General features: G+C 63.4%; 10 protein-coding genes. 6 read left to right on the top strand and 4 right to left on the bottom strand.

Translation table 11 applies throughout. The features are described from left to right. Positions 1-18: 18 nt before the first annotated feature. From FHT79_RS26785 to FHT79_RS26760, 6 genes are all read left to right on the top strand, one after another. Positions 19-1452, top strand: a complete 1434-nt coding sequence (locus FHT79_RS26785) for a VOC family protein (RefSeq protein ID WP_028757753.1) — start codon at positions 19-21, stop codon at positions 1450-1452. A gap of 67 nt (positions 1453-1519) precedes the next feature. Further along, positions 1520-2803 carry an FAD-binding oxidoreductase gene (locus FHT79_RS26780; RefSeq protein WP_028757754.1) on the top strand — a complete coding sequence of 428 codons (1284 nt, stop codon included), beginning with the start codon at positions 1520-1522 and terminating at the stop codon, positions 2801-2803. 25 nt (positions 2804-2828) lie between these two features. Next, positions 2829-4367, top strand: coding sequence for an aldehyde dehydrogenase family protein (locus FHT79_RS26775; protein ID WP_183904488.1), 1539 nt, complete (start codon positions 2829-2831; stop codon positions 4365-4367). Positions 4368-4569: 202 nt separating this feature from the next. Next, entirely contained in the window at positions 4570-5586 is a 1017-nt protein-coding gene (locus FHT79_RS26770) for an iron ABC transporter substrate-binding protein (protein WP_028757756.1), read from the top strand. A 63-nt stretch (positions 5587-5649) separates the two neighbouring features. Continuing rightward, positions 5650-7317, top strand: a complete 1668-nt coding sequence (locus FHT79_RS26765; RefSeq protein WP_028757757.1) for an iron ABC transporter permease — start codon at positions 5650-5652, stop codon at positions 7315-7317. Beyond that, on the top strand, positions 7314-8351 hold the full coding sequence (locus FHT79_RS26760) for an ABC transporter ATP-binding protein (protein ID WP_028757758.1): 1038 nt from the start codon (positions 7314-7316) through the stop codon (positions 8349-8351). Before FHT79_RS26765 ends, FHT79_RS26760 begins: the two co-directional genes overlap by 4 nt. A 201-nt stretch (positions 8352-8552) precedes the next feature. On the opposite strand, the gene FHT79_RS26755 is transcribed toward FHT79_RS26760, so the two are convergent. The 4 genes from FHT79_RS26755 to FHT79_RS26740 form a co-directional block, all read right to left on the bottom strand. Further along, complete coding sequence (locus tag FHT79_RS26755) at positions 8553-9887, bottom strand: glucoamylase family protein (RefSeq protein ID WP_028757759.1); 1335 nt, start codon at positions 9885-9887, stop codon at positions 8553-8555. A 254-nt stretch (positions 9888-10141) separates the two neighbouring features. Then, positions 10142-11980: an ABC transporter ATP-binding protein gene (locus tag FHT79_RS26750; protein ID WP_028757760.1), complete on the bottom strand. Its 1839-nt coding sequence runs from the start codon at positions 11978-11980 to the stop codon at positions 10142-10144. Between the two features lie 24 nt (positions 11981-12004). After that, complete coding sequence (locus FHT79_RS26745) at positions 12005-12760, bottom strand: DUF1028 domain-containing protein (RefSeq protein WP_028757761.1); 756 nt, start codon at positions 12758-12760, stop codon at positions 12005-12007. 2 nt (positions 12761-12762) lie between these two features. After that, entirely contained in the window at positions 12763-14547 is a 1785-nt protein-coding gene (locus FHT79_RS26740) for a gamma-glutamyltransferase family protein (RefSeq protein ID WP_028757762.1), read from the bottom strand. Between the last annotated feature and the right edge of the window lie 4 nt (positions 14548-14551).

The raw sequence follows: 14551 nt of genomic DNA, 5'->3' as shown, positions 1-14551 counted from the left end.
TCATCCTGCAAAAACGGAATGATCCGGAGTTTCCCGATGCCGCAAGCCTTCGTTTCCACAGACCGCATCCGATCGCTGTTCACCGAGGCGATGTCGCAGATGTACCGGGCCGAGGTGCCGCAATACGGCACGTTGATCGAACTGGTGGCGGACGTGAATGCCGGCTGCCTCGAAAACGATCCCGATCTGCGCCAGCGCCTGGCTGAAGCCGGCGAGCTGGAGCGCATTGATGTCGAGCGCCACGGCGCCATCCGGCTCGGCACGGCAGAGGAGCTTTTCACCATCCGCCGGCTGTTTGCGGTCATGGGCATGCAGCCGGTCGGCTACTACGATCTCTCGGTCGCCGGCGTGCCGGTTCATTCCACCAGCTTCCGGCCGATCGGCGAGGCGGCGCTGAACGTCAATCCATTCCGGGTCTTCACCTCGTTGCTGCGATTGGAGCTGATCGAGGACGAGAAGCTGCGTGGCGAAGCCCGCGCCATCCTGGCTCGGCGGCGGATCTATACGCCGCGCGCCGTCGCGCTGATCGAGCGCCACGAGCAGAACGGCGGCTTGACCGAGGCGGAAGCGACGGAGTTCGTCGCCGAGGCGCTTGAAACCTTCCGCTGGCATGGCGAAGCGACGGTCAGCGCCGAAACCTACAAGCGGCTGCATGACGCCCATCGGCTGATCGCCGACGTCGTCAGCTTCAAGGGACCGCATATCAACCACCTGACGCCGCGCACGCTTGATATCGACGCGGTCCAGGCCCGCATGCCGGAGCGCGGCATCACGCCGAAGGCCGTCATCGAAGGGCCGCCGCGCCGCAATTGCGATATCCTGCTGCGGCAGACGAGCTTCAAGGCGCTCGAAGAAACGATCGCCTTTTCCGGTGATGACGACGGCGCGGTTCGAGGAACGCATACCGCGCGCTTCGGCGAGATCGAACAGCGCGGCGTGGCGCTGACGGCGAAGGGCCGGGCGCTCTACGACCGGCTGCTCGCCTCGGTTCGCGGCGAGGTGCAGGTGGGCGCCGGTGGCGCCAAGGCCGGTGCCTACGACCATGAACTTGCCGAGCGTTTCAAGGCGCTGCCGGACAGCTGGGACGAGTTGCGCGGGCAAGGTCTGGCCTTCTTCCGCTATTCCGCGACGCCTGCGGGCATTGCCGCCGCGGCCGGCGGCACGCTGCCGAATGATCCGGAGGCGCTGATCGTCAAGGGTTATCTCGCCTTTGCCCCGATCGTCTATGAAGACTTCCTGCCCGTCAGCGCAGCCGGGATCTTCCAGTCTAACCTCGGCACCGATCAACAGCAGAACTACGCAACCCGCTCGAACCGCGACGCCTTCGAGGCGGCCCTAGGTGCGACCGTTCAGGACGAGCTGGCGCTTTATGCCGAACGTCAGGCGGCATCGCTGGATGCAGCGATGGAGGCGCTCGGTCTCGCCGGCTTGCTGCTGAAGACCGTTGCCTGAAAGGGCCGCTTCAAGTCTTGGTTTTATGCAATAAAGTAGCGCGATTTCGATCCGATCGGACTGAGCCATGCTGAATGATCCGCGCTCCCACGGACTTTGGGAAAAGACCGCACCCGAACCGCCGGCGACCTCGTCGCTCGAAGGCGCCGTATCGGCCGATGTCGTAATCGTCGGCGGCGGCTACACCGGCCTCTCTTCCGCCCTGCATCTTGCCGAAGCCGGATCGAGGGTGGTGCTGCTGGAGGCGAAGGAGATCGGTTTCGGCGGCGCCGGGCGCAATGTCGGCCTGATCAATGCCGGCATGTGGGTGATGCCCAACGATTTGCCCGGCGTGCTCGGTCCGGTGCATGGCGAACGTCTGCTCGATCTGCTCGGCAACGCGCCGAAGCTCGTCATGGAGTTGATCGACAAGCATCAGATTGCCTGCGAACTCGAACGCAATGGCACGCTGCATTGCGCGGTCGGCGCAAACGGGCTGAAGGAGATCGAGAATCGCGCCGCGCAATGGGCCGCCCGCGGCGCAGCCGTGACGCTGCTCGATGCGGCGGAAACGGCCAAACGCATCGGCAGCGATGCCTATACCGGTTCGCTGCTCGACAAACGCGCCGGTACCCTGCAGCCGCTTGCCTATGCACGCGGCCTTGCCCATGCCGCCGTCAAGGCTGGCGTCGCCGTTCATACGTCCAGCCCGGTCGTTTCAACGGAACGCAATGGCAGAAGCTGGACCGTGAAGACGGCAAGCGGCGAAGTCAGCGCCGAATGGATCATCGTCGCGACCGATGCCTACAGCACCGGCCCATGGGAGCAGGTGCGCAACGAACAGGTGCATCTGCCCTATTTCAATTTCGCCACCGTGCCGCTCGGCCATAATCTGCGCCAGTCGATCCTGCCCGGGCGGGAAGGCGCATGGGATACCAAGGAAATCCTCTCCTCCTTCCGCATGGACCAGGCCGGCCGCCTCGTTTTCGGCAGTGTCGGGGCGCTACGCAATACCGGACTTGCCGTACACAAGGGCTGGGCCAAGCGCGCATTGAAGCGGCTCTTCCCCATTATCGGTGATGTCGAATTCGAGTGTGAATGGTATGGCCAGATCGGCATGACCGACAATGCGCTGCCGCGCTTCCACAAATTCGCGCCTGGTGTCATCGGCTTTTCGGGCTACAATGGCCGCGGCATTGCCCCCGGTACGGTCTTCGGCCGTACGCTGGCGGAGCATATCCTCGGCCGGCTTCCGGAAGCCGATCTGCCGCTGCCGCTGACGTCGCCCACCGAGCCGAGCTTTCGTGCACTCAAGGAAATATGGTACGAAGCCGGCGCTCAGGTCGCCCATTTCGCCGATGCCCGCTTCTGAGAATTATAAGATTGGAAACACGACAATGACCATCGCCGTCCTCGATCTCGCCACCGAAACCGCCAAGCTGCTTGCCGAACTCGGCGTCGATGCCGGCCGCTATCACGGCGGCACGCTTTCCGTCACCTCGCCGGTCACCGGCAAGGAAATCGGCAAACTCAGGGAACATTCCGTTTCCGAAACGAAGGCGGCGATCGAAGCGGCGCACCAGGCCTTCCTCGAATGGCGTGCCGTGCCGGCGCCGAAGCGCGGCGAACTGGTCCGCCTGCTCGGCGAGGAACTGCGCGCCTCCAAGGCGGCGCTCGGCCGTCTCGTTTCGATCGAGGTCGGCAAGATCACTTCGGAAGGTCTGGGCGAAGTGCAGGAGATGATCGACATCTGCGATTTCGCGGTCGGCCTTTCCCGTCAGCTCTACGGCCTGACGATCGCCACCGAACGCTCCGAGCACCGGATGATGGAAAGCTGGCATCCGCTCGGGGTGATCGGCATCATCTCGGCCTTCAACTTCCCGGTTGCCGTCTGGTCGTGGAATGCCGCGCTGGCGATGGTCTGCGGCAATTCCACCGTCTGGAAGCCTTCGGAAAAGACGCCGTTGACGGCGCTTGCCGTACAGGCACTGTTCGAAAAGGCGCTGAAGCGTTTCGTCGCCGAGGGCGGTACCGCACCGGCCAATCTGTCGACGCTGATCATCGGCGGCCGCGAGGTCGGCGAAGTGCTGGTCGATCATCCGAAGATCCCGCTGGTTTCCGCCACCGGCTCGACGGCCATGGGCCGCGCCGTCGGTCCGCGCCTGTCGCAGCGTTTTGCCCGCGCCATTCTCGAACTCGGCGGCAACAACGCGGCGATCGTCTGCCCGTCGGCCGACCTCGACCTGACGCTGCGCGGCGTCGCGTTCTCCGCCATGGGCACGGCCGGACAGCGCTGCACGACGCTGCGCCGTCTCTTCGTCCATGACAGCGTCTACGACCAGCTGGTGCCGCGTCTGCAGAATGCCTATGGCTCCGTCACCATCGGCAATCCGTTGGAAAGCGGTACGCTGGTCGGACCGCTGATCGACGGCCAGGCTTTCGAGAAGATGCAGGCAGCGCTGGGTGAGGCCAAATCGGCCGGCGGCAAGGTGACCGGCGGCGAACGCGTCGACAATGGCTCGGCTGACGCCTTCTACGTTCGCCCGGCGCTTGTCGAAATGCCGGATCAGACCGGACCGGTCGAGCACGAGACTTTCGCGCCGATCCTCTATGTGATGAAATACAGCGACTTCGACGCCGTGCTGGCGCTGCACAATGCCGTGCCGCAGGGACTGTCGTCGTCGATCTTCACCAACGACATGCGCGAGGCCGAAACCTTCGTCTCGGCCCGCGGTTCGGATTGCGGCATCGCCAACGTCAATCTCGGGCCATCCGGTGCCGAGATCGGCGGCGCCTTCGGCGGCGAGAAGGAAACCGGCGGCGGCCGTGAATCCGGCTCGGATGCCTGGAAGGCCTATATGCGCCGCTCCACCAACACCATCAACTACGGCAGAACGCTGCCGCTGGCGCAGGGCGTCAAGTTCGACGTCGAATAAGCCGGCTGCAAAGAAGGGGCGGCGCTCGGGGAGTGCCGCCTTTTTGGCCAAATCGAGATTTATTCCCCTGTAATATGAAATATTTAGTCAAGATATTGTGATGACTTTTCCGGCCAAGCGAAACTTGAAATTGGCAGTCAGGAAAAATATACGCCTCTCATCGCCCTTGGAGAGCTCGGGTGACATTGCTACGGAGGCCATCATGAACATTGCTCTTAACCGCTTTTCCCTCGCGCTCGCCGCTTCGCTTCTCTCCGCCACCGCGCTTGCAGGCAGCGCCAATGCGCAGGACGAAGGTCTCGTTGTTTACAATGCGCAGCACGAAAGCCTCGGCCGCGAATGGATCGATGCCTTCACCAAGGAGACCGGCATCAAGGTCACCATGCGCCAGGGCAGCGACATGCAATTCGCCAACCAGATCATCCAGGAAGGCGATGCCTCGCCGGCGGACGTATTCCTGACCGAGAATTCGCCGGCAATGACGCTGGTCGATGGCGCGGGCCTGTTTGCCCCCATCGAAAAGGAAACGCTGGATCAGGTTCCGGAGCAGTATCGCCCGGCTGACGGCATGTGGACCGGCATTGCCGCCCGCACCACGGTCTTTGCCTACGACAAGACGAAGCTCACCGAAGACAAGCTGCCGAAGTCGTTGCTCGACCTCGCAGATCCGGCCTGGAAGGGCCGTTGGGGTGCGGCACCCGCCGGCGCCGACTTCCAGGCCATCGTTGCTGCCCTGCTGCAGTTGAAGGGCGAGCAGTCGACCGCCGACTGGCTGAAGGGTCTCAAGGAAAACGCCACGCCCTATAAGGGCAACAGCGTCGCCATGAAGGCTGTCAACGCCGGCGAAGTCGAAGGTGCGGTCATCTATCATTATTACTGGTTCGGCGATCAGGCCAAAACCGGCGAGAACAGCAAGAATGTCGGCATGCACTATTTCAAGAACCAGGATCCGGGCGCTTTCGTCAGCGTTTCGGGCGGTGGCGTCCTGAAGTCCACGCAGCACATGAAGGAAGCCCAGGCTTTCCTGAAGTTCCTCACCAGCAAGGCTGGCCAGGCAATTCTCAAGGACGGCACCTCTTATGAATATGCCATCGGCAAGGATGCGCCCTCTAACGACAAGCTCACTCCACTTGCCGACCTCAATGCTCCGAAGGTCGAAGCTTCCACCCTCGACAGCAAGAAGGTCGTGGAGCTGATGACCGCCGCCGGCCTGATCTAACTTTTCTGCCGCAGGCTTGCCTCGGCCAAAACTGTTGCTTTTGGCTCAAGAAAACCTTAGGGCATGACGATATCCGGCAACCGTCCTTCAAAGGCGGTTGCCTTCCTTTTTCAGCGTGTAAAGGCATCGGCCTTGCTGCAGGACAACAGATTGCTCGCATCCGGCAACGAGGCGCCGGTCGCGCTAAGGGCCGCGCGCATGGTGTTGCCGCGCGGACGCATGCCGCACGCTTCCGTGATCCTGCTTGCAACCGTGGTCGCGATCTTCAGTCTTGTGCCGCTCGGCTTCATCGGCTGGGTCACCTATGATGTCGGCTGGGAAACGGTGAAGGCCCTGGTCTTCCGGCCGCGAGTCGGCGAACTCCTCGTCAATACGATTCTCCTGGAATCGATCACCATCCCGCTGTCGATCGCGCTTGCGGTGACGCTCGCCTGGCTGACCGAACGGACGGACATTCCTTTGGCGCGGCTCTGGGCCTGGCTGGCGATCGCTCCGCTCGCCGTGCCCGCCTTCGTCCACAGCTATGCCTGGGTCAGCCTCATTCCCGGCATGCGCGGCCTGCAGAGCGGCGTTTTCGTCTCGGTGCTCGCCTATTATCCGTTCCTCTACCTGCCGGTCGCCGCCGCATTGCGCCGTCTCGATCCGGCCATCGAAGATGCCGCGGCCTCGCTGGGCCTCAATCCCTGGCGGGTCTTCTTCCGCGCCGTGCTGCCGCAGCTGAGGCTTGCCATCTGCGGCGGCTCGCTGCTGATCGCGTTGCATCTGCTTTCGGAATACGGCCTGTTCGTCATGATCCGGTTCGACACTTTCGCGACGGCGATCGTCGACCAGTTCCAGTCTTCCTACAACAGCCCGGCGTCCAACATGCTCGGCGGCGTGCTTGTCGCCTGCTGTCTTTTTCTGCTCGGCTTCGAGGTGCTGGTGCGCGGCAACGAACGTTACGCCCGCGTCGGCTCCGGCTCGCCGCGTCCGGCGGACCGCCGCCGGCTTGGCTGGTTCGTGGTGCCGGCCGTCTTGCTGCCTGTCATCCTCGCAATACTGACGCTCGGCGTGCCGCTGGTGACGCTTGGCCGCTGGCTCTATCTCGGCGGCACCGATATCTGGCGCATCGACGTCGGCAGCGCTTTTCTGCAGACGATCGTACTTGCCATTGTCGGCGGCGTGCTGGCGACGATCGCCGCAGCGCCGATGGCCTGGCTTTCGGTGCGGGCACCCGGCCGCCTCCAGCGCGTGCTCGAGGCCTGCCATTATTATGTTGGCTCGCTGCCGGGCGTCGTCGTGGCGCTGGCGCTGGTGACGATCACCGTGCGCCTCGTGCTGCCGCTCTATCAAACCTTCGCAACGCTGCTCGTCGCCTATGTGTTGCTTTTCCTGCCGCGCGCCATGGTCGGGCTGCGCGCCAGCATCGCTCAGGCGCCGGTGGAGCTGGAACGCGCTGCGATGGGCCTCGGCCGCACCCCGGGCCAGGCGGTGCGGCAGATCACCATGCGCCTTGCGGCACCGGGAGCGGCCGCCAGCGTCGCGCTGGCTGCACTCGGCATCACCAATGAACTGACGGCGACACTGATGCTGTCACCCAACGGCGTCGATACGCTGGCGACGAAATTCTGGTCGTTGACCAGCGAGATCGATTATGTCTCGGCTGCTCCTTACGCCTTCATGATGGTCGTGCTGTCGCTGCCGCTCACCCTTATGCTCTATACTCAATCGAAACGGACTGCCGGCCAATGACGCTGCTTACGATCGAGAACATCAGCAAGCGCTACGGTCCCGTCCAGGCGCTGAAGGATATTTCGCTCGACGTCTCGGCGGGCAGCCGCACCGCCGTCGTCGGCCCGTCCGGCTCCGGCAAGACGACGCTGCTGCGCATCATTGCCGGTTTCGAGCAACCCGATGTCGGCCGGGTGACGCTGGATGGCGACCTGCTTGCGGACGGTCCGGCGGCGGTGCCGGCGCACAAGCGCGGCATCGGCATCGTCTCGCAGGACGGCGCGCTGTTTCCGCACTTAAGCGTTGCCGAGAATATCGGCTTCGGGTTCGAACGCGGCGCGGCCGATCGTGAGAAACGCATCCTCGAGCTGCTCGACATGGTCGAACTCGACCGCGGGATGCTGGCGCGGCGCCCGCATCAGCTTTCCGGCGGGCAGCAGCAGCGTGTGGCGCTCGCCCGCGCGCTTGGCCGCAAGCCGCGGCTGATGCTGCTCGACGAACCTTTCTCGGCACTCGATACCGGCCTGCGGGAAAACATGCGCAAGGCGGTGGCGCGCGTGCTGCAGGCGGCCGGCATTACGACCATTCTCGTTACGCATGACCAGGAAGAGGCGCTGACCTTTGCCGATCAGGTGGCGGTGCTCAGGGAGGGACGGCTGATCCAGGCCGGATCGCCGCAATCATTGTATCTGCATCCGCGCGACCGTGAGACGGCGCTGTTCCTCGGCGATGCCGTGCTGCTTCCCGCCATCATCCGCAACGGCCTGGCAGACTGCGCCCTTGGCCGCGTGGCCGTCGAGGGCAGTCGTCAAGGCAAGGCGGAGATCATGCTGCGGCCCGAGCAGATCCGCGTCGTTGCCGATGAGAGCGATCGCGACTATGGCGGGCGTGTAGTCGAGGTGGAATTCGGCGGCGCCGTCTGCACCGTTGCCGTTTCGCTCGACGGCGTTGCGCTGCCGCCGATCCTGATCAAGACTTCGAGCGTTGCGCTTCCGGCGCGAGGCGATCTCGTTCGCCTCGATATCGCCGGCAAGGCGCATGTCTTCGAGAACTGAACTAGAGCGGTTCAGCTTTTAACTGAAGCGCAGAACCGCTCTATCCTTTTGTTTTTACGCAATTCCGGACGGAAAACCGCTTCGCACTTTTCCTGGAATTGCTCTAAGAGCCCGCACGTCCTATTGAACACACGGGCTCTATCATTTTTCGTTTTCGTGTCGTTCTTTCCGGAAATCCATTTCGATTTCCGGGCTTATGCGCTAGCCGAACTTGCGCACTACATCTGCCGGCTCGATGCCTTCGAGCCAGCCGCCGGTAAAGCCGGCGCGCTCGAGCCCGAGGCGGATGACCGGCGATTGCCGCATCAGCTTCCAGATGAAGTCGGAGCGCTCGTTCTCGACGGTCATGACGACAAGACCTTGATCAATGCCGACGGTGCGGTCGTCGACCCAGCCTTCCGGGCGCTTGGTCTTGACCGTGGGATTGAAGCCGCCGGGAAAGCCGCCTTCCAAGAGCAGGTTCGGATAGGTGGTCAGAAGCGCCTTGGTGCCGTCGAGAGCGGCCTGCTTGTCGTAGGGCAGGCAGGCAAGGGCTGCCCAGGGTGCGATCGTGCCGTCATCCGGGCCGAGCGGAGCGCCGCGCGCGGCATAACCCAGAACCTTCGGCTGGCGACCGCCGCGCATGCGCCGTGTCGGCGGCGGACCGTCACAGGCGGAGAATCCCCAGATATTCCTGTTATAGCCGACGAACTGGCCGGGATTGCGCTCGGCATAGTCACGCTGGACGTTGATCATCACCTGCGTGTTGCGGAAATAGTCCCAGTTCCGCTCCGCCATCGGCTTGTCCTGAATGGTGCGGAAATCGATCCAGGCGTGCGAGAAGAGGTGGATGAAGAGCGGCCCGGCATAGAGATAGGACTGCTCGCCATGCAGCATCCAGGAATAGCTTGACGTGAAGGCGTCGTAGCTTGATTGCGGGATGGGATGCGTCGGCGAGGCAAGCGCCAGCGTGTAGAGGATGATCGCCTCGTCGAAACCGTGATAGCGCCAGCGCAGGAAGCCGGAAGAGGGCTTCCAACCCATGGCAATCGTGTCGCCCTTGTTCAGCGCCCAGCGCCAGTCGACGCGCTCATAGATGAAGGTCGCGAGTTCACGGATTTCAGTCTCCGTTTCGTCGTCTTCGCGATCGAAATATTGCGCAGCCGTGAGGATGCCGGCGACAAGCAGGGCGGTATCGATGGTCGAAAGTTCGCTGTTCCAGGCGCGATGGCCGGTATCCATATGCAGGAAGTGGTAGAAGAAGCCGCGGTGACCGGTCGCGTGGCGCTCCTCGCCCTGGCGCGCCTCGGCGAAGAAACGCAGCGTATTGACCGTGCGCTCGGCTGCTTCCTCGCGGCTGATCCAGCAACGCTCGACACCGACGGGATAGGAGGACAGCGCAAAGCCGACGGCCGCGATGCTCGCCGGCACGCCGCCGATCGAGGTGTCTGCCACCAGGCCGTTTTCGGGATTGGAATATTTCAGGAAGTACTTGAACGCCGAATGCTGCAGCCTGTCGACGAGCGCTGCATCAATGTCTTCGATCCGTTGCAGCATAGGCTCCTACCCAACTGTTGCATCGCCCCATGCTTCAACATGGTGGCCGTCCCCGGGCAAATCAAACCTTTTTGATTCGTAGGGATAAGAGAACACAAATCGGTGGAATCGGTCGTTAAGAATTATCGATGAAATAATATCTAGCAAAAGTCATATAAGCAGTGCAGCAAAAAGGGTGGCCCGCGCGCCACCGGCGCTGGTTATTTTCCCGCAATACTTGTTTTTCAGATGCTTAAAGAGTGGGTTTTGCACGCTCACGCGGCTTCATCGATCCGAACCAGATGGCCTGCCGTCACTTCCCGATATTGGCGTGGCGGCGCGACGTAGCCAACCGGGCGAACGGGACTGTTGAGCTCGTCGGTTCCGAGGTTGCGCTTGATGCCGCGACGTGAGGGGTCGGGCACGGGGACGGCTGCCATCAGCTTCTTCGTGTAGGCGTGCTGCGGGTTGCTGAACAATTCCGCGCGCGGGCCGATCTCGACGATTTCGCCGAGATACATCACCGCGACCCGATGACTGACACGTTCGACCACCGCCATATCGTGGGAAATGAACAGGAAAGCGAGGTTGAGGCTTTGCTGCAGGTCCATCAGCAGATTGCAGACCTGTGCCTTGATCGAGACATCGAGGGCCGAAACGCTTTCGTCGGCGACGATGACCTTCGGATCGAGCGCGAGCGCTCGGGCGATGCAGATGCGCTGGCGCTGACCGCCGGAGAATTCGTGTGGATAGCGTTTCATCATGTCAGGTTTAAGCCCGACGCGTTCGAGAAGATCGGCCGCCTTGTCGCGGGCCTGGGCACCTGTGCCGAGGCGGTGTTCGGTAATTGGTTCGGCGACGGCGGCGCCGACGGTCATGCGCGGATTGAGGCTGGCGAAGGGGTCCTGAAAGATCATCTGGATGCTGCGGCGCATCCGTCTGAGGCTGACCGCGTCAAGGCTCAGCACGTCATAGCCGTCGAGGCTGACACTGCCGCCGTTCGGCTGGACGAGGCGGGTGATCGAGCGACCGGTGGTCGATTTGCCGCAGCCGGATTCGCCGACGAGCGATAATGTCTCGCCCTGGAAGAGATCGAAGGAGACGTCCTCGACCGCGTGGATCGCGCCCGTCTTGCGGCCGAGCAGCCCGCCGCGGATATCGAAACGGGTAACGAGGTTCTTGACTTCAAGGATCGGCGTCCGGCGGCGGTCGACGGTATCGGCCACCTCGATCGGCTCGCGGCGTTCGCCGGTCGTGGTGTCGACGACGGGAAAACGCAGCGGCCACTTCCGGTCGGCCATCGAGCCGAGGCGTGGCACGGCCGAGAGCAAAGCGCGGGTATAGGGATGCCGGCCGCGATGGAAGATATCGTCGGTCGTGCCGGTTTCCACCGACTCGCCGCGATACATGACGATGGTGCGGTCAGCGATTTCGGCGACGACACCCATGTCGTGGGTGATGAAGAGCACGGACATGCCCTCTTCTTCCTGCAGCATCTTGATCAGATCGAGGATCTGGCCCTGGATCGTCACATCGAGCGCCGTCGTCGGCTCGTCGGCGATCAGCAATTTCGGCCGGCTGGCGAGCGCCATGGCGATCATCACCCGCTGGCGCATGCCGCCTGAGAACTGGTGCGGAAATTCGTCGAAGCGCGCGGCGGCGTTGGGGATGCGGACCTTTTCCAGCAGGCGGACGGTTTCGGCCCGCGCCTCCGCCTTGCCGATCTCGCCATGGCAGGTGAGCGCTTCGGAGATCTGGCGGCCGATGGTGAAGATCGGGTTGAGGGACGTCATCGGCTCCTGGAAGATCATGGCGGCGTCGTTGCCGCGCACCCGGCGCATCTCCTTTTCCGAAAGGGCGAGTACATCCTTGCCGTTCAAGGTGACGGCGCCATCGATGCGGCTCGATCCCTTGGCAAGCAACCGCATGATCGAAAGGGAGGTGACGCTCTTGCCCGAGCCGCTTTCGCCGACGATTGCCACCGTCTCGCCTGGCATGACATCGAAGGAGACATCACGCACCACCGGCTTCCAGTCACCATCGACGAGGAAGGAGGTCGTCAGGTTCCGGACGGAGAGAACAGGAGAGGCGGGTGCTGAAGAAACATCACTCATGTCGTTCCCTTGGTTTTCTCTGGGTTACGTCTTCAAAGGCGTGGCGAAGGAGGCGGAGGGCCTGCCTGCCGCGATGCGGGCCGCTTCCAGCGTCGCGATCTTTTCATCGATCTCGCGCCTGTCGGTCATGCCGTTCGGATTTTGCCGCGTCGCCATTGTCTCCGCGACATGCAGGTAGCGTTCACTGGCCACTGCATGGAGGCGGACAAGTTCGCCGAGCGGATCGGGATGATCGTCGGCGCGGATACTCAGCCACGGATAATCCTGATCGCGGTGGATGACGAGGGCGGCGGACTGCCTGCCGCGCTTGTCGCCGCCGGCATCTTCGCCTGCCTGCATCGCCAAGAGCAGGCGTTCGGCCAAGGGCTTGTCCAGCGCCTTGTTGTAGGTGGCAAGCGTTTTGGTGACGACGTCAGGTCCCGCGAGCATGTTGCCGGCAACCGAGACGTTTTCATCGATCAGATGTCCCGCCCAGTCGATGCATGCGGCGCCGGTGAAGGCGGCGTTGCGTCCCTTCGCATCGATGAGGTGCAACTGCCGCTGATTACGGCCGGCGTCACGCCCGGTCAGTTCGGCGATGATTTCCTCGGGCGCCCTGCCGGCGGCAAGCAGCGACAGGCCGTCGACGCCGTAAAGCGGGCTGACAAAGGCCTGGGTCGCAACGGCGCCGATGCCGCCGCGAATATGCGGCACGAGAGCGCCGACGGCGAAGAAGCGGGTCGCGACGGCAATGCCGAGATGACCGGTCAAAGGGTCACGGGCGACGATGGACCAGGTCATGTCTATCTCCCGACCGCATAGGCCTGCATCAGGCGCGGGGTGGCTGCGGCACGCAACAGCCCATCGGCATCGCGTCTTGCGGCAGTCAGCCGGCCGATCGTCCAGACATCGGCGACCGTCAGCTTGTGGCCCTTGCGGCGCAGGGCATCAAGGACGTCGGGGCCGAAATTCGCTTCCGCCATCAGGCTGCCGGGTTCGCGGGTGCGCGGATAAAAGGAGCCTGGAAAATGCGAGGTGTGGAACAGCGGCTGGTCGATCGCCGCCTGCAGGTTCAGCTTGTGATGGGCGTAGCGCAGAAAGAAGGAGAGCTGCCACTGGTCCTGCTGGTCGCCGCCGGGTGTGCCGAAGGCCAGCATCGGGCGGCCCTCATAAAGGCCGAGCGACGGCGTCAGCGTCGTGCGCGGCCGTTTGCCGGGGGCAAGCGAGGTCGGCAGGCCCGGTTTCAGCCAGAACATCTGGGCGCGGGAATTGAGGCAGAAGCCGAGGCCGGGCACGGTCGGCGAGGATTGCAGCCAGCCGCCGGATGGCGTGACGGAGACCATGTTGCCGTCGCGATCGATCACGTCGATATGCACGGTGTCGCCGCGTTTCTCGGAAAGATGCGCCATGGTCGGCTCGTAGACGGCGCCGGTCTTGGAATCCGCGCCGAGCATCGTCATCGTCAGATCATGCTGCGCCTCGAAGCCAGGCACGATGCCGGGGCGAAGATCGAAGGAGGCGTCTGCGCCGACCAGCTTGCGGCGCTCGGCGGCATAGGTCTCCGACAGCAGGTGCGCGACGGGGATTTCCGAGAAATCAGGATCGCCGTAATAGACTTCGCGATCGGCGAAAGCGAGCTTCATCGCCTCGACGACGGTATGGACGAAATCGGCGCCGGTGGGGTTCATCGCGGCGAGATCGAAGCCTTTGAGGATCGACAGGGTCTGCAGGAAGACCGGACCCTGGCCCCAGGGACCGATCTTGGCGATCGTCCAGCCATGATAATCATAGGTCAGCGGCTCCTCGATCGTCGCCGACCAGCTTGCCATGTCGGTCGCGGTCAGCACGCCCTTGTGGCGGTTGCCGCTCGCATCCATCACCTCGGCGGTTTTGAGGTAGTCGTCGATCTTCTCGGCGACGAAGCCGCGATAGAAGGCGTCGCGGGCCGCCTCGACCTGCGCTTCCCGCCCGCTTTTCGCCTCGGCCTCGGCGATGACGCGCTTCCAGGTTTCGGCAAGCACCGGATTCCTGAAATTCGCATGCGCTTCGGGGACGCTGCCATTCGGCAACCAGGTCTCGTAGGAGGTCGGCCATTCCTTCTCGAAGAAGGCGGCGAGCCCCTTGATGGTGGCGGAGACGCGCGGCAGCATCGGATGACCGCGCTCGGCGTAATAGATCGCCGGTTCCAGCACATCGCGCACGCTCATCGAGCCGTAGTCGCGCAGCATCAGCATCCAGCCATCGAAGGAGCCGGGGATGACTGATGCAAGCAGCCCGTCGCCGGGGATCAGGCTCAGGCCTTCCGCCGTATAGTGTTCGATCGTTGCGCCGGCGGGTGCGGGGCCTTGCGCGCAGATGACCTCGACCTTGTCCTTCCTCGTCGAATAGATCACCGCTGGCAGGTCGCCGCCCGGACCGCAAAGGTGCGGCTCGACGATCTGCAGCACGAAGCCCGTCGCCACCGCCGCGTCGAAGGCATTGCCGCCCTTTTCGAGAATGCTCATGCCGACCGCCGAGGCGATCCAGTGCGTGGAGGTGACGACGCCGAAGGTGCCGAGGATTTCTGGACGGGTCGTGAATGCGGTCATGTCA

Source organism: Rhizobium sp. BK212, from assembly GCF_014197475.1.
GTDB classification, from domain to species: domain Bacteria; phylum Pseudomonadota; class Alphaproteobacteria; order Rhizobiales; family Rhizobiaceae; genus Rhizobium; species Rhizobium anhuiense.
This window is presented reverse-complemented; position numbering and strand designations above follow the sequence as displayed.

What these genes read in the sequence shown, in the direction of transcription:
- FHT79_RS26755 (WP_028757759.1), bottom strand. Translation starts at nt 9,887, where the DNA reads ATGCTGCAACGGATCGAAGACATTGATGCAGCGCTCGTCGACAGGCTG.
- FHT79_RS26770 (WP_028757756.1), top strand. Translation starts at nt 4,570, where the DNA reads ATGAACATTGCTCTTAACCGCTTTTCCCTCGCGCTCGCCGCTTCGCTT.
- FHT79_RS26780 (WP_028757754.1), top strand. Translation starts at nt 1,520, where the DNA reads ATGCTGAATGATCCGCGCTCCCACGGACTTTGGGAAAAGACCGCACCC.
- FHT79_RS26740 (WP_028757762.1), bottom strand. Translation starts at nt 14,547, where the DNA reads ATGACCGCATTCACGACCCGTCCAGAAATCCTCGGCACCTTCGGCGTC.
- FHT79_RS26760 (WP_028757758.1), top strand. Translation starts at nt 7,314, where the DNA reads ATGACGCTGCTTACGATCGAGAACATCAGCAAGCGCTACGGTCCCGTC.
- FHT79_RS26785 (WP_028757753.1), top strand. Translation starts at nt 19, where the DNA reads ATGATCCGGAGTTTCCCGATGCCGCAAGCCTTCGTTTCCACAGACCGC.
- FHT79_RS26745 (WP_028757761.1), bottom strand. Translation starts at nt 12,760, where the DNA reads ATGACCTGGTCCATCGTCGCCCGTGACCCTTTGACCGGTCATCTCGGC.
- FHT79_RS26775 (WP_183904488.1), top strand. Translation starts at nt 2,829, where the DNA reads ATGACCATCGCCGTCCTCGATCTCGCCACCGAAACCGCCAAGCTGCTT.
- FHT79_RS26765 (WP_028757757.1), top strand. Translation starts at nt 5,650, where the DNA reads ATGACGATATCCGGCAACCGTCCTTCAAAGGCGGTTGCCTTCCTTTTT.
- FHT79_RS26750 (WP_028757760.1), bottom strand. Translation starts at nt 11,980, where the DNA reads ATGAGTGATGTTTCTTCAGCACCCGCCTCTCCTGTTCTCTCCGTCCGG.